This is a genomic window from Chungangia koreensis (assembly GCF_042651785.1).
Lineage (GTDB): Bacteria > Bacillota > Bacilli > Bacillales_A > Planococcaceae > Chungangia > Chungangia koreensis.
This window is the reverse complement of record NZ_JBHSEC010000014.1, coordinates 62,964-78,658: the sequence shown is the minus strand read 5'-3', so window position 1 is coordinate 78,658 and position 15,695 is coordinate 62,964. Positions and strand designations below refer to the sequence as shown.

General features: G+C 41.8%; 15 protein-coding genes. 5 read left to right on the top strand and 10 right to left on the bottom strand.

The annotated features are described in order from the left end of the window. The first annotated feature begins 15 nt into the window (after positions 1-15). Positions 16-1,650 (top strand): SulP family inorganic anion transporter, encoded by a 1,635-nt coding sequence (locus tag ACFOZY_RS08085; RefSeq protein ID WP_378154151.1) that lies wholly within the window; start codon positions 16-18, stop codon positions 1,648-1,650. A gap of 54 nt (positions 1,651-1,704) precedes the next feature. On the opposite strand, the gene ACFOZY_RS08080 is transcribed toward ACFOZY_RS08085, so the two are convergent. The 5 genes from ACFOZY_RS08080 to ACFOZY_RS08060 all read right to left on the bottom strand — a co-directional run bounded on the left by ACFOZY_RS08080 (position 1,705) and on the right by ACFOZY_RS08060 (position 6,629). Then, complete coding sequence (locus tag ACFOZY_RS08080) at positions 1,705-3,363, bottom strand: M3 family oligoendopeptidase (RefSeq protein ID WP_378154514.1); 1,659 nt, start codon at positions 3,361-3,363, stop codon at positions 1,705-1,707. Between the two features lie 173 nt (positions 3,364-3,536). After that, on the bottom strand, positions 3,537-3,698 hold the full coding sequence (locus ACFOZY_RS08075) for a hypothetical protein (RefSeq protein WP_378154149.1): 162 nt from the start codon (positions 3,696-3,698) through the stop codon (positions 3,537-3,539). Positions 3,699-3,733: 35 nt separating this feature from the next. Further along, complete coding sequence (locus tag ACFOZY_RS08070; RefSeq protein ID WP_378154147.1) at positions 3,734-4,039, bottom strand: DUF6509 family protein; 306 nt, start codon at positions 4,037-4,039, stop codon at positions 3,734-3,736. 111 nt (positions 4,040-4,150) lie between these two features. Then, positions 4,151-5,494, bottom strand: coding sequence for a GntP family permease (locus ACFOZY_RS08065; RefSeq protein ID WP_378154145.1), 1,344 nt, complete (start codon positions 5,492-5,494; stop codon positions 4,151-4,153). Between the two features lie 13 nt (positions 5,495-5,507). Beyond that, positions 5,508-6,629 carry a glycerate kinase gene (locus ACFOZY_RS08060; RefSeq protein ID WP_378154143.1) on the bottom strand — a complete coding sequence of 374 codons (1,122 nt, stop codon included), beginning with the start codon at positions 6,627-6,629 and terminating at the stop codon, positions 5,508-5,510. Positions 6,630-7,238: 609 nt separating this feature from the next. On the opposite strand from ACFOZY_RS08060, the gene ACFOZY_RS08055 reads away from it, so the two are divergent. Then, a complete protein-coding gene (locus tag ACFOZY_RS08055; RefSeq protein ID WP_378154140.1) occupies positions 7,239-7,562 on the top strand; it encodes a PadR family transcriptional regulator in 324 nt (107 codons plus the stop codon). Continuing rightward, positions 7,555-8,598 (top strand): DUF4097 family beta strand repeat-containing protein, encoded by a 1,044-nt coding sequence (locus ACFOZY_RS08050; protein ID WP_378154138.1) that lies wholly within the window; start codon positions 7,555-7,557, stop codon positions 8,596-8,598. The genes ACFOZY_RS08055 and ACFOZY_RS08050 overlap by 8 nt, the downstream gene beginning before the upstream one ends. A 32-nt stretch (positions 8,599-8,630) precedes the next feature. On the opposite strand, the gene ACFOZY_RS08045 is transcribed toward ACFOZY_RS08050, so the two are convergent. Together ACFOZY_RS08045 and ACFOZY_RS08040 are read right to left on the bottom strand one after the other, a co-directional pair. Further along, positions 8,631-9,920, bottom strand: a complete 1,290-nt coding sequence (locus tag ACFOZY_RS08045; RefSeq protein WP_378154136.1) for a purine/pyrimidine permease — start codon at positions 9,918-9,920, stop codon at positions 8,631-8,633. A gap of 25 nt (positions 9,921-9,945) precedes the next feature. Then, positions 9,946-11,016 (bottom strand): mechanosensitive ion channel family protein, encoded by a 1,071-nt coding sequence (locus ACFOZY_RS08040; protein ID WP_378154134.1) that lies wholly within the window; start codon positions 11,014-11,016, stop codon positions 9,946-9,948. Between the two features lie 164 nt (positions 11,017-11,180). Here ACFOZY_RS08040 and ACFOZY_RS08035 point away from each other — a divergent pair, with 164 nt between their 5' ends. Next, positions 11,181-12,788: a catalase gene (locus ACFOZY_RS08035; RefSeq protein ID WP_378154132.1), complete on the top strand. Its 1,608-nt coding sequence runs from the start codon at positions 11,181-11,183 to the stop codon at positions 12,786-12,788. 332 nt (positions 12,789-13,120) lie between these two features. Here the strand turns inward: ACFOZY_RS08035 and ACFOZY_RS08030 are convergent, their stop codons facing one another. Further along, positions 13,121-13,321 (bottom strand): hypothetical protein, encoded by a 201-nt coding sequence (locus tag ACFOZY_RS08030; RefSeq protein ID WP_378154130.1) that lies wholly within the window; start codon positions 13,319-13,321, stop codon positions 13,121-13,123. A gap of 210 nt (positions 13,322-13,531) precedes the next feature. Between ACFOZY_RS08030 and ACFOZY_RS08025 the strand changes: the two genes are divergently transcribed. After that, positions 13,532-14,083: a flavodoxin family protein gene (locus ACFOZY_RS08025; protein ID WP_378154128.1), complete on the top strand. Its 552-nt coding sequence runs from the start codon at positions 13,532-13,534 to the stop codon at positions 14,081-14,083. 54 nt (positions 14,084-14,137) lie between these two features. Here the strand turns inward: ACFOZY_RS08025 and ACFOZY_RS08020 are convergent, their stop codons facing one another. Further along, entirely contained in the window at positions 14,138-14,668 is a 531-nt protein-coding gene (locus ACFOZY_RS08020; RefSeq protein WP_378154126.1) for a methylated-DNA--[protein]-cysteine S-methyltransferase, read from the bottom strand. A 139-nt stretch (positions 14,669-14,807) separates the two neighbouring features. Beyond that, positions 14,808-15,587, bottom strand: a complete 780-nt coding sequence (fabI, locus tag ACFOZY_RS08015; protein ID WP_378154124.1) for an enoyl-ACP reductase FabI — start codon at positions 15,585-15,587, stop codon at positions 14,808-14,810. Positions 15,588-15,695 lie beyond the last annotated feature (108 nt).

Below are 15,695 nucleotides of genomic sequence, written 5' to 3'. Positions count from 1 at the left end.
GAAGAAGGGTGTAACGTGAAACGCTTGTTTACCGGGAGATTCAACGATTATTCAGTTTCCCACTTCCAAAGGGATATAACTTCAGGTGTAATTGTCGGTGTGATTGCAATTCCATTGGCGATGGCTTTTTCGATTGCATCCGGGGTTAACCCCGAATATGGTTTATATACGACAATTATTGCAGGTATTATTATTTCCTTACTCGGCGGTTCTAAATACCAAATCGGAGGACCGACAGGAGCGTTCGTTCCGATACTTTTTGGCGTAGTGATCACTTATGGTTATCAGGATCTTTTACTTGCTGGACTAATGGCAGGAATCTTCCTATGTGTATTAGGTTTTTTAAAATTAGGAAATCTGATCAGCTACATTCCAGTTCCGGTAACCATCGGTTTTACTTCCGGTATCGCGGTGATCATCTTCACTGGTCAGATTGGTAATTTTTTCGGCCTTACGAATATGGAGAGCCATGAGTTTTTTATTGATAATTTGAAAGAAATTATTTCGAACTTCCCTTCTATTAACGTTAATAGTGTTTTGATTGCAGCAATATGTCTAACTATTATTTTGCTTCTATCTAAAGTCTTGCCGAAAATTCCTGGCTCCTTAGTCGGGCTAATCGTTTCATCCATCATAGCAGCTGCCCTTTTCCCCGATCAGGTTCAAACGATTGGAAGTGTCTATGGAGGTATTCCTAAAAGTCTGCCGGAATTCGCTTTACCGGAAATTACTTGGGAAAGGATTGTCAGGCTATTGGGTCCGGCATTGGCGATTGCTATGCTGGGAGGAATTGAATCGTTACTCTCTGCTGTTGTTGCAGATGGGATGACGAACAGTAAACATAACAGCAACAGAGAACTGATTGGTCAGGGGGTGGCAAATATCGTCACACCTTTGTTCGGTGGCATACCTGCTACCGGTGCAATCGCCAGAACAGCCACTAACATTAAATCCGGCGCTGCTTCCCCGCTTTCCGGGGTAATTCACGGGTTGTTTGTGCTTTTAACTCTATTGCTCTTTGCACCATATGCTTCCCATATTCCGCTTGCCAGCATGGCACCAATCCTTATGATGGTGGCCTGGAACATGAGTGAACGAAAACAATTTGGTCATTTGTTGAAAATGAAGTCCGGCGACTCTATCATTCTGCTTCTCACATTTGGATTAACTGTTTTTGCCAGTATTACAATCGCCGTAGGAGCAGGGTTAACCATGGCTGTTATACTATTCGTTAAACGAATGACCCAATCGGTACAACTTCACTCTGATGATGAGACAGATCAGCAAATTCAAGAGTACGAACATCAGGAAATTAAGATATTCTCAGTGGAAGGTCCGATTTTTTTCGGAGCTGCCCAACTGATGGAGCAAAGGCTCAAACGGTCGCTTCATACAAAACCTAAGTTCCTGATCATCAGAGTACATGACGTACCATTCATCGATTCAACTGGAGATGATTACTTAAGGAAGCTAATAGGTGACTTCAGGAGAAATGGCAGTATAATGCTAATCTCGGAGGCAAGGGTGGATGTTTTAGAGTCTATGAAAAAATCTGGACTTCTACACCATTTAGGCCCTGAACATTACTTTGAAACAGTTGATGAAGCTATTGAATTCGCTTCTTCACAATTCACTTCGGTACCCGCGTAACAACACACATAAATAGAGGATCTGCGTTGTTTAACGCAGATCCTTTTTTGTTCATTATAATTTTTGATCATCTACTGAGTTGAGCCATTCCTCAATTGCTCCAATGACTGATTCCACACTTCCCTCACTAAATGGTGAGAGTAGATTCGCCTCTTCCACAATCTTTGTAAAAGATTTTGAACCGCCGATTTGGCAAATATGAAGATAATCCTTCCAAGCATCCTCACGGTTTTCCATGGAACGTTTCCAGAACTGGAATGCGCAAATTTGTGCAAGGGTATAGTCGATGTAGTAGAAAGGACTGTTGTAAATATGTCCTTGTCGCTGCCAGAATCCACCTGCTTCTAAATAGGAATTTCCAGCATAATCCCTGTGTGGCAAATATGTCTCTTCAATCTTTTTCCAAGCAGCCTTCCGTTCGGCAGGACTCATTTCCGGATTTTCGTAAACGACATGCTGGAACTCATCCACTGCCACTCCGTATGGAAGGAATAATAGTCCGCTGCTCAAGTGTGCGAACTTATATTTATCCGTGTCTTCCTTGAAGAACAACTCCATCCACGGCCATGTGAAAAATTCCATACTCATCGAGTGGATTTCACATGCTTCATACGTCGGCCATAAGTATTCAGGAATTCCGATATTCCGACTGGAATATACTTGGAACGCATGCCCCGCTTCGTGCGTTAATACATCAATATCCCCAGAAGTACCATTGAAGTTCGAGAAGATAAATGGAGAATCATAATCTTCGATGAACGTACAATAGCCACCTGATTCTTTCCCTTTTTTCGCTACTAAATCCATTAAGTTGCGGTCCGTCATATATTTGAAGAATTCTGCGGTTTCAGAAGAAAGTTCTTCATACATTTTAGAACCATTTTCTACAATCCACTCTGGCGATCCTTTCGGCGCAGCATTTCCAGTCAAGAAATTCAACGCTTCGTCATGGAACTTCAAGTGATCGACACCAATCCGTTTCGCCTGGCGTTCATATAATTTAGTTGCCAAAGGAACCACATAATCCCTGACTTGATCACGGAATACTTTTACCATCTCTGCATCGTAATCGACACGGCTCATACGTAAATAACCGAGCTCGACAAAGTTTTTATAGCCAAGTTTGAGTGCAATCTCATGACGGACTTTAACAAGGTCGTCATAAATCTTGTCGAACTTCTCCGCATTTTCTTGGAAGAACCGGAAACGTGCCTCTGTCGCTTTTTTACGCACTTCCCGATCAGTGGATTCACCATATGGTCCAAGCTGAGCAAGCGTTAACGTTTTGCCATCGAATTCGACTTGAGCCGATGCAACTAACTTAGAATAATCGGAAGATAACTTATTTTCTTTTTGGAGTAACGGAATAATTTCCGGAGAGAATGATTTGATCGATGCATCTGCAAGAGCGAAAAGTTGACTGCCCCATTTCTCTTCAAGTTCCTTCCGGTATGGTGAGTTCACGAGTTCCCGGTAATAGGATGTGACCAATTCCTCCATCTGAGGAGAAATGTCATCGAAGTAATCCCGTTCTGCTTGATAGAATTCATCATTCGTGTCAATCGAAGCACGGATATATACTAAATTCGCTTGAGTTGAAAAAGTCTCGCGGAACTTATTAATCGCTTCAATTGCAACGCTTTGTTCTTCTACTGATTTTGCTTCTCTAAAGGTCTGTAATAAGCTTTCAAAACGCTCCTTTGCCTCTTTCATATCAGGACGTTCATATTTGTACTGGTAGAATGTTAACAAGATTGTTTCCCCCATGGTTCAGACTTACTTTAATTGTTTACCAATGACCAATGAATTGCAATGGTGCATTGTTCAAAAAATGCAGAAAAAATCGTCGATTACTAATATCTACTCTCTTATATTGATTGTTCCTATTAAATTCTCAATTTAGTCCATTCCATCCGGTAGAATATCCGATCATATACACTGTTATCTCCCACAGTTTTCAGTGCCTTCAAGATTATGTTTAACGTCTTTAAATGAACATCCGGCGTTAAGACATACCAGTAGAATGCATCACCATACAAATTCCACATTCGTCCCATAATTCCTTCAATTATAAAAGGCCTCCTTATTTAAGGAGACCCTCATCTTCAACATCCGTATGATTTATGCAAAACTCAAGTACTTCTGCTTCCTCATCTTCGTCCATTGCGAATTCCAACACTTCTTGTGTACGTTTATCGATGAAAAAGTGCTGTACAATCCGATCACTTGATTCTGAAGATGATAGAATTACACGAAGTTCCAGACCATTTTCCCTGAATAATTCGTCATCCTCTTCCACTTCAATATCTAAAAGGAATTCATAGCGTTTTCCTTCAATAATACCTGTCGGATCTTTGATTTCTTCTACTGTATAACTTGTAATTTCCATTGCTGTACCCTCTTTTGAATCGTTTTTATCATTATACCCGAACATATCAGTTAGAACACGGGATTGTTCCCACAAAAATAAGAGCCCTCACACCGAAGGCTCCTTCCAATCCTAAACTAATAACACCCAAAGCAGCATCGTGAAGGCAATGGTGGTAATCCCTTGCAGTAATGTTGCCATCGTTTGCGCTTTATATGCATCCGTTACTTGCATGCCGCTGAATTGTGTAATGACCCAGAAGAAACTGTCGTTCACATGACTGACCGTCATCCCTCCCGCTCCTATTGCCATCACAATGAGAGCAAGAGGTATCGCTCCGTCAATCCCCAATGTCGGGAGCAATGGTGCAATCAGTGTGGACGTGACTACTAACGCAGTTGTAGTTGATCCTTGTGCGGTCTTCAAAGCTGCCGCTATCAGGAACGGTACCAATAAGAATAATGCACCTTTAAACAAATCCAAATTCATGCTCTGGATTAAATCTGCGACTCCTGTATTTGATATAACCCGACCGAATGCACCACCTGCCGCTGTAATGAGTAAGATAGGTGCCGCTTCTTTCAGACCGTCACCGATCCAGCCGTACAACGTTTTCTCTGACATTTCGGGCAATAAAAGAAATGAAGCCAATACACCAATTAACAATGCTACTGTCGGGGAACCTATAAATCTAAAAATCTGTGTCACACTATCGTCGCCTCCGATTAGCGAAGCAATCGAGCCGCTGGCGATTAATAGGATTGGCAATACAATCGGAAAGAATGACTTGAATGTGGAAGGCATTTTTCCAAACGACTTTATGATTTCATCATAGTCAAACTCGAATTCCTCGCCATCTTCGGGTACCACAATTTTTGTTCCAACTTTAACCGCCCAGAAGTAGCCAACCAATGCAGCCGGAATCGCTACTAATAAACCGAGTAGAATCACTGTACCTAAGTAGTTCTCTGCGCCAATATTACCGGCAGCTGCAATGGGACCAGGTGTAGGCGGCACCAATGTATGAGTAGCGTAAAGACCTGTTGCCAGTGCTACGGCCATGGAGGCGATTGCCACTTTTGCACGGTTCGCTAATGCTTTCTTCAGACTCGACAGGATCACAAAGCCGGAATCACAGAATACCGGAATCGACACGATATATCCAATCACCGTCATCGCCAGTTGTGGTCGTTTATCTCCAATGACTCGAAGTACCACTTCCGCCATTCTAAACGCTGCTCCGGACCTTTCTAAAATGACGCCTATGATTGTACCGGCAACGATGACGATACCGATTCCCGTCATCAGCCCCCCGAAACCTTCGCTAATGTGCTTTACTACATCCAACAATGGCATTCCTGAAACTATACCGACAAAGAATGCACCAGCAAGCAACGCTAAAAACGGATGCACTTTTAACCAAGCAGTCAGTCCAACGACGATCAGTACCCCTACTAAGATCACCGCAAATAACATACTACACTCCCCTTTATTTTAAACTCTTCACTACTTCTCCCGTCTTTCTGATTAAATACTTTTTGGCATTCCGAATCGATTCTTCTTTCGGCACCCCCTCTTCCATTACCGAGTAAAGTCCGTCAAAATAGCTCTCCAATTCATTCACTCCGCTTTCCACCAGTCCGGAAATTAGAATGACAGGAATCCCCTTTTTCTTAGCCTCTTTAGCAATCCCAAGAGGTGCCTTGCCCGAAAGTGTTTGCAAATCCGTCTTTCCCTCACCTGTTATTACGAAATCTGCTCCTGCCATCCTTTCTTTAAATTGAATTGCCTCTAATACAACCTCGATTCCTGTCTCCATTTCCGATGGGAAAAATGCTTTGAAAGCTCCTCCAACCCCGCCTGCTGCCCCTGCTCCCTGTACATGATGCAGAGAAATACCATAGTGGTGTTCAATAATATTCGCGAAATTCAGTAAGCATTGATCCAAAAAGTTGGCCATTTCAAGATCCGCACCTTTTTGAGGACCGAATATATGTGAAGCACCATTTTCCCCTACAAAGGGATTATCAACGTCACATGCAACAATAAATTGGCTTTCAAATATGCGAAGATCAAATTGTGAATCGTCAATACGGTACAGATTTTTTAGAGCCCCTCCGCCTGACCCAATCGATTTTCCTTCTTCGTTCAAAAATTTCATGCCGAGTGCCTGTAAAATTCCGAGTCCACCATCATTTGTGGCACTTCCCCCAAGTCCAATGATGAATTTTCGGAATCCTGCTTCTAAGGCATATCGGATCAACTGTCCAGTTCCAAAAGTAGATGTATGTATTGGGTTTCGTTCTTCATCACTCAAAAGTGTCAGCCCGGATGCTTCAGCAATCTCGATTACAGCTGTTTCCCCATCACCGAGTACGCCATATGTGGCATCTATATTCCTTTCCAAAGGGTCTGTTACTGAATGAGTGACATATTTTCCATTGGTCGATTCAATCAGGCTCTCCATTGTCCCTTCGCCGCCATCAGCTACAGGAAGCAAAACGGTTTCTATTGTGGAATCTACTTGTTTGACTCCCTCCTCCATTGCTTTTGCTGCTTCCATCGCAGTCAAGCTGCCTTTATAAGAGTCTGGTGCAATAATAATCTTCAAAAGTCTCGCCTCCTTATCAAAGCGCTCTTATTTAAGTATATGGTTGGAACTGTCACTATCATTATAGTAACTTTTTATTTTCAATAAAAAAGTGCCAATCTTCAATTAGAAGAAATTGGCACTTTGACAAATATTGATTTTAGCGAGATGCTTTTGGCGGTTGGCATACATCACATTTACGTTGATGATTATCCTTAAATTTCTTGAATGTTTTTTCAAACTCATTACCACATGCACACTTGAAAGATAATTTTTGAGAAAAACCGTGGTATTCTGTTGTGAGCAATTTACTATCTGAGTTCTTGTCGACGAATTCCCTAATTTTATCTATCGTCCATCGCTTATTCATACCTTTACACCTCTATAATGTTTATAAATTGAATGCTTCAAACATCCATATCAATGAATATTTACTATCATACCACGTGCTGTTCCTCTCAACGAACCTAAATGATACTACATCCATTTCTCTTCACTATTTTTATTTATTTGATTATTTTTAATTCAAGTACCTTGCATTGAACAGTACCACATGTTATATTGTTCTCAATCTACTACAACATGAACGGTACTGGATAATAAACAATAGCTATGTGAGGGAGTGATCAATTGAATATCCAATTTAAAAAAGGGGTGCTAAATCTTTGCGTTCTCGTTCTTCTGGATAAAAAGGACCGATATGGTTATGAGCTCGTTCAGAAGATTTCCGACCAGATTGCCATCAGCGAAGGATCCGTGTATCCTCTGCTTCGCAGATTAACGAAGGAAGGTTATTTTACAACGTATTTACAAGAATCAACAGAAGGTCCGCCACGTAAATATTATCAGTTAACTGATTTAGGAAGAACGTATTTACAAGCACAACTAACAGAATGGAAAAGTTTCACTGAAGGGGTCAATAATTTAATCGAGGAGGGTGTAAAGGATGAATGAACAGCAATTTTTAGCTGAATTGAATGTAGCATTGAGCCGCTTGCCAGAAGAAGAACGAAAGGACGTCATTCAAGATATAAGAGAGTATTTTATGGATGGAAAAGAGGATGGAAAAACCGAGGAGGAACTATCGGCATCACTCGGCTCACCACAAGCAATTGCATCCGAAATCCTGCCTTCCTTCCCTATCGAAACCGAAACGATTCACTCAGAAACTCGGGAAGTTATCAAAATATCGGAACCGTACATGAATATCCGAACTAATGTCCAGCATGGTTCGTTGATCGTCAAACCATCCGATACAGATGAAACTAAAGTTGAATTGACAGGAAAAAACGACAAACTCCGTTTAACAGCAGAAGTGATCGGCCAAACCTTGACGATCAATTTGAAAGACGTTCGCCGCTTCTTCTCATTCAGCTTCAACTTTACACCAATCACCTTAACGGTACATGTTCCGAAAAAACTGTATGAAATGATCGAATTGTATACGGATAATGGCAGAATCATGGCCGAAAAATTATTAGGGAAAACCTTCAAAGCCGAATCTGATAACGGGCGGATTCAGCTTCAAGCGATTGCAGCTACAACACTTTCCGCAGAAACGGATAATGGACGGATTGAAATGGCGAATATCCAAGCTGAGCATGTGCGGGCAAAAACAGATAATGGACGAATTGAACTGAATCATGTCGATTCACAAAAAGTGACAGCAGAATCCGACAACGGCCGGATTGAAATGGTCAATATCGCCGGTGCCCTTTACGGTAAAACCGATAATGGACGGATTACATTGAAGACGAGTGGCTTAGACCGTAATATCGACTTCAGCACAGATAACGGAAGCATTGTCATTGAAACCGAAAAAGAGCCGACTAATGTTACCATTATGGCTAAAACTGGTCATGGGCGGATTGATGTATTTGGTGAGAAAAACAGCAGGACTTCAATCGGCCAGGGGGTTAACATAGTAAAATTAGAATCAGATAACGGAAGAATTACGGTTACTACAAATAAAACAATTAACACTATATAATATCAAGGCCGAAGCTAAGCAGCTTCGGCCTTTTATATAAACTGATTCTTTTTCTTTTTAAACAGCTGCTCCAAAGTGATTCCGACAATGGTCCCGACAATCATTCCGTTTGACAGGATGACTGATACAACATCAGGAAGATTGCCTAAACTGTCTACAGGAACAAACATCAAGCCAACCCCTGTCATTAAAGCGTAGGCGGATACAGTATAGGCTCTTCCTTTATTCTCCTCGCTCTCGAGTTCCTTTAATGCCATTTCAACCATTTTTGTAAAAATAGTAAATGTCACAGCAAAAGCAACCGGTGCAGGCAATGCAGAAAATACCGCAATTACATTTGGTAGAACACTGATGATGACCACTATAATGGCACCGAAAACGAAAGGTTTAAGCTTGGCCATTTTTGTTGCACTTACAAACCCGGCAGCACCGGATATCGGAACGGGACCGATGGCAGAAAAGATGCCTGCCAAAATTTGATTCACCCCAGAAGCGATGGAACCATGCTTCATCCGATCGGGATGATCGATGCCGAATGATTTTTTGTAGACACTCTCCATCACCCGGATAGATGCCATCATATTTGCAACTAACAGTAGTGTGATGAACAAAGCCGTGACGAACATGCCTGTGTCCCATACAGGAGGACCGTAGACGAAAACATCCGGGAAGGAAATCCAGCTGTCCCCCTTAAAATCCACGTTCTCCGCTTTTCCAACGATCAGAAATAAAAGCCACCCCAATAAGATGGATAGAAGTACGGAATAACGCTGCAACCATTTGTTTTTACTGCTCATCATGAAATATGTAGCAATCATGATGACTAAACTGGCAACTGCAATGATGGGATCTACGGATTCTCCTACCTCTTCGACCCCTAACATACCCTTCACGAACGTTCCGCTTAACTGAAGAACGAGCAATGTTAAATAGACAAATGTGATGGTTGGTGTAAAAAGGTTCTTCATCTTCCCTATCAACCCCGTAATTGCCAGGAGGATGAAGATGATACCACTATACATTTGACCGCTTTGCAGTACTTGGAGGGATTGTCCCATGGTTGGGTAGAGAATACCAACCATGCCGGCATAGACGACAAAGACACCCCACCAGATGCCAGCTGGTCCCTCATTGATCGGAAGCCGGTGGCCAATCAGAACTTGAACGAGACATGCAATCCCTAATATAAAGATGGTTCTTTGTATGAAGAGTGATGTATCAGCACTATCCATCCCAAACACATGGGCAATGGCAATCGGCGCTGCAATGGATGAGGCGAAAAGAAAGACGGCCCATTGAAGTCCGCCAAGTATATTTTTCATCGTTCAACCCTCTTCCTTTTCAAACTTATGCTTCAATTATCTGTTCAGGAGAGTCTACATATAACTTTCTACTCGGTAGTGCCAGCTCCGCATTCTCTTCCTCTATGATTTCCTTAATAGCGTAATTAATCTCTTCACGGATTTCCAAGTATTCAGCCCAAACGGTTGTACTTGTGAAGAAGTATAAAAATAATTCAACACCATTGTCCTGGAACTTATTGAACCGAACAAAAATGGTTTCAGGATGGACTCCCTCATGCTGTTTAAGCAAAGCCTCCACTCTTTTAGAAACAGTCCGCAACTTTTCTACAGGTGTGTCGTGGGTAAATCGAAGATTGAAAGAAATCTGACGTTTGCCCATCTTGCTCCAATTGGTAATAGATTCGTTTGCCAATGTAGCGTTCGGTACAGTTACTAACGCTTGTTCAAACGTCCGGACTAAAGTACTCCGGAACGAAATATCCTCAACCGTCCCCTCTACACTTGGCGTTAAGATCCAATCACCGATTGTGAAAGGCTTTTCCGTAATGATTATGACACCGCCAAACAGATTACTGACCGCGTCCTTCGCTGCTAATGCAATAGCCAAACCGCCTAATCCAAGGCCAGCCATGAATCCATTCACATCAAATCCAAATTCAGTTAAGATGACAGCTATTATAATCGCCACAATAACGAAACGTACAGCTCTAGATATGAATGGAATAATGATAACATCGACTTCTATCGAAAATTTATCACTGATTTTCGAAAAAACCCGTGATGTGGAAGAAGATAAATTAAATAATCCCCAGCCAAACAAACCAATTAGAATCGCTCTAAGGATTTTCCTGAAGAACGGATTACTATGATCGAAAAAAGGAAAGTAAACAGCTGCTATGTATGTCCCGATTATGATCAATACCCATTGAAACGGTTTATTGAACGCCTCTAAAACGCTTGAAAAGAATGAGGTTGGGGCTTTGTCTCCCAGTTTAAGGAGTAATGCAAAGATATATTTCGTGAAAACTCTCCGAAAAATGACAAATAACAAAAGAATACCGATGGATATGGCTAAGTCAATAACTTGCTCATCCGTCCAAAAATCTAAATTCAACTTAAAACCTCCTCGCACCCTAATATGGTACCACATCTAATTTCAGTTTTATCCAGAAACAATCCAAGAAATGCGGGCTACCCTTCCTAATTTTATCATGCATATCTTTACGAAAAGAGGGAAGACTGTTATAGGGTCTATTTTATTTAATAGGAGGGGATAAAATGGCAAACAACGAACAAAACAAAACAAGCCGTGAATCAGAAGAAACATTGACGAATCGGCAAGGACATCCAATTACTAACAACCAAAACTTGAGAACTGTCGGAAATCGCGGCCCGGCTACACTTGAAAACTATGATTTTATTGAAAAAATCAGCCACTTTGACCGGGAACGAATTCCGGAGCGTGTCGTCCATGGACGCGGCGCAGGCGCACATGGATATTTCGAAGCTTATGGCACTGTGGGAGACGAGCCTGTCTCCAAATATACACGTGCAAAACTTTTCCAAGAAAAAGGAAAACAGACACCGGTTTTCGTACGCTTTTCCACCGTTATCCATGGAACACATTCTCCTGAGACATTACGTGATCCACGCGGTTTTGCGGTTAAATTCTATACAGAAGATGGCAACTGGGATCTCGTCGGAAACAACTTGAAGATTTTCTTCATTCGTGATGCCGTTAAATTCCCCGATATGATCCATGCCTTTAAACCAGATCCAGTGACCAACTTGCAAGACGCAGAACGATTCTTCGATTTTTGTGCTAGTTCACCTGAGTCTTTCCATATGGTGACTTTTGTCTATTCACCGTGGGGAATTCCAGCAAACTATCGGATGATGCAAGGTTCTGGGGTTAACACTTATAGATGGGTAAATAGCGAAGGGAAAGCTGTATTAGTTAAATACCACTGGGAACCAAAACAAGGCATCAAAAACTTGACGATGAAAGAAGCTCAAGAAATCCAAGGCAAGAACTTTAACCATGCCACCCAAGACTTATATGATGCAATTGAACGGGGAGATTACCCAGAGTGGGAACTCTTTGTACAAATCATGGAAGATGGTCCACACCCTGAATTGGATTTCGATCCTTTAGATGATACAAAACTATGGCCAAATGACCAATTCCCGTGGTTGCCGGTTGGACGTATGGTGTTGAATAAAAACCCTGAAGATTACTTCAACGAGGTTGAACAAGCTGCATTTGGTACAGGAGTACTTGTAGATGGCTTAGACTTCTCTGATGACAAAATGCTTCAAGGGCGGACCTTCTCCTATTCGGATACTCAACGGTACCGTGTCGGACCGAACTATTTGCAGTTGCCGATTAATGCACCGAAAAAACGCGTGGCGACTAACCAAATGGGCGGACAAATGCAATACAAGAGAGATGTAGCACCTGACCAAAATCCACATATCAACTATGAACCTTCAATTCTTGGCGGCTTAAAGGAAGCGGAACAGGCAGGCACTGAGCACACTCCTTTTGTGGAAGGAAACCTAGTCCGCGAGTCTATCGATCGGCAAAGTAATACGAAGCAAGCTGGTGAAACGTATCGCAACTTCGAGCAATGGGAAAAGGACGAGCTTATTAACAACTTGGTCAATGACTTGTCTAAGTGCGATAAACGTATCCAAGATGCCATGATTGCCCTTGCAGAAGAAGCCGATGAAGAATACGGACGCCGTTTACGAGAAGGATTGGCAAACGCACCAAAAATGGACTCCAATATGGATACTGCAGGTCAATCCCCTCTTGGCAATAAAGACGGGGATAAGGCAGCAGGTGAAGCAGTAAACAAAGGACACGAAGCAAATCCGTATTAATTAATTTAAAATCCCGTTAAGCGAGAAAAAATTCTTAAAAGTAAATGCAACCGTTAAAGAAATCAGCCGTACTCTGATTCGTTCGTCGCTGGGTAGCAGACATGCTATTCGTGATAACAAACGGGCATGCCAAAATGGCTTGCTCACGGAGGTCGTAGCTGATTTCTTTTTATTCGCCTAAATTCCCCTCTTGAAATAGGTACTCCTCATAAAAAATGAAGATCCCAGTCTTCTTGGACAAGGACCTTCAATTAGGTTGATTGTTTTATTCTGATCGGGAGGAGTTTTTTAGTGTTTGGGAAAAGAAGAGAAATCTCAGTGGACTTGATGGATTAGTAAGGGTATCGGCCATATGGCGGATAGGACGGGTACGAAGGGAAGGTCGGATAATATGGGCGTCTTCTATGGTGATGTCGATGATAACGTCGGTAATAAGGGTATCGGCCATATCTGCCATAGCCACCATATCCACCGTAGCCGCCGTAACCGCCGCCATCCCCTCCGCCGTAACCACCGAAATAAGGGTTTACCATTCTATTCACTCCTTTCATGGATTCAATCTATCTTATGTGAAAACTCACAGCAAACATAGACTATTACCCATTGAAGGCAATTAGAAATAGATTATTTATTGTTTAAGAGAGAAAGACAAAATTATTGTCATAAATCTTGATGTCGAACACTATGTTAGTAAAAGGCGAATACACTTCGGCAACGGAAAAGTCGATTATATAGGAGCGTGAATGATGTCCATTGCTGTCATATATGGTGGTACCCGACCGAATGGTAATACAGAGTGCTTAGCTTCCAAGGCCATTGACAGTCTGAAAGTAGAAAAGATTTTCCTTCGGGATTACAAGATTCTCCCGATTGTAGACTACCGCCATTCTCCAGAAGGATTCCCCTTTGTCGAGGATGAATATGATTCGGTTATTAATCAAGCCCTCCCTCATGATACGTGGGTATTTGTAACTCCAATTTACTGGTATAGCATGTCTGGCACGATGAAAAATTTCATCGATCGATGGTCACAAACTATGCGAGATTCCCGCTATCCCGGTTTTCGAAGTCAATTGGCGGATAAACGAGCGTTCGTAATAGCCGCTGGAGGAGACCATCCGAAGATGAAAGGTTTACCTATGATTATGCAATTCCAGCATATTTTTAATTTTTTCGGTACTACTTTTGAAGGCTATGTTATTGGGAAAGCGAGCAGACCGGGTGACATGGTGAATGACTTTGAAGCGCTCTCCGCAGCAGCAGACCTCGGTAAAGTATTAGAAAAATATCAATAACCAAAAAAAGCGAGATTCCATTGGACATTTCCAAACAGAATCCCGCTTTTTCGTTTATTTTGTAGCTCTTTCCGTTTTTTCGCTTCCCTTTTCAAGAGCAAGGAGCTGTTTTTTCATTTCTAAACCGCCTCTGAATCCTGTCAACAACCCGTTTTTCCCGATTACACGATGACATGGTACTACAATCATGACAGGGTTGGCACCGATTGCTGTACTAACAGCACGAACAGCTTTTGGCTTATCGAGTAACTTTGCGACTTCCGAATAGGTTAGTGTTTCCCCATGTGGAATGGACTGCAGAACAGTCCAGACTTCCTTCTGAAAATCAGTACCGTATAAGTCGATGGAAACTTTCAGATCTTTCGTTTCTTTATTGAAATAGCGCTTAAGCGCATCAGAATACGGTTTCATATACTCCTCGTCATCTAAAAGTACAAACCCTTTTACCTTCTTCGATGCCCACGTGGATAATTCTTCAAATCCTTCTCCTTGGGAACCGACAAAGCAAAGTCCCTGGTCGGTTGCCGCTATATAGAAGTTCCATTGGTTGTGTTTAAATTCAGTCCAATATATGATCGGTTTCATTTAATGATCTCCTTTCGTCTTAAGATGGACTTACATATTCTTTAGTTTCCCTAATCTGCTAAAGAAAATCTTTTTTTTGATGAAACATATGGAAAAAGCGATTTTAAAAGCTTTCACAGCTTCCAAAACCGCTTTTGTCTTAACCCATGATGTTATAGCCGCTATCGACAAATACTATTTCTCCTGTCACGCCACGTGTTAAATTACTTAGAAGCGCTAAAGTTGTATCACCCACTTCTTCTGCTGATACGTTTCGTTTAAGAGGAGAATTCTCTTCAATTTGGCGAAGGGCTTTGTTGAACGAAGGTACCCCTTTAGCAGCCAACGTACGGACTGCCCCTGCCGATACCGCGTTTACTCGAATGTTATTCTTACCCATATCTAAAGCCAGGTAGCGGACCGATGCCTCTAACGCCGCTTTTGCTACACCCATGACATTGTATCCTTCTAACACACGTTGTGCACCTAAATAAGACATTGTGACGATTGAACCGCCTTCTGTCATGTAAGGAGCCGCTTCCCTTGCAGCAGCGATAAGAGAATACGCACTTGTATCTTGGGCGAAAGCATAACCATCTCTAGTTGTGTTGATAAATTCGCCTTTTAAGTCTTCTGCATGCGCAAAAGCCACAGAATGGACAACCCCGTGAATGACACCAACTTCTTTACCAATTTTCTCAAAAGCTGTTTTAAGGCTTTCATCGCTATTTACATCACATTCAACAACCATTTTCGCTTCGTAGTTATTGTCTGAAATTAGTTTTGTGATTTTCCCTAATGAACGCTCTTTTCTATAAGTGAAAATGACATTAGCGCCTGCTGCATATAAGGAACGCGCTACACCCCATGCAAGGCTGCGTTCATTTGCCACACCCATTACAACGATATTCTTATCTTTCAATTTCAATAAATCTTCCATTTGGATCCTCCAATGAATAGAATTTGTATCAACTATTAGTACCTGATAATAATTATAGCAAATGTCAGATATATTTAGAAGAGCTCTTCTATTTTTCTTCACTATACC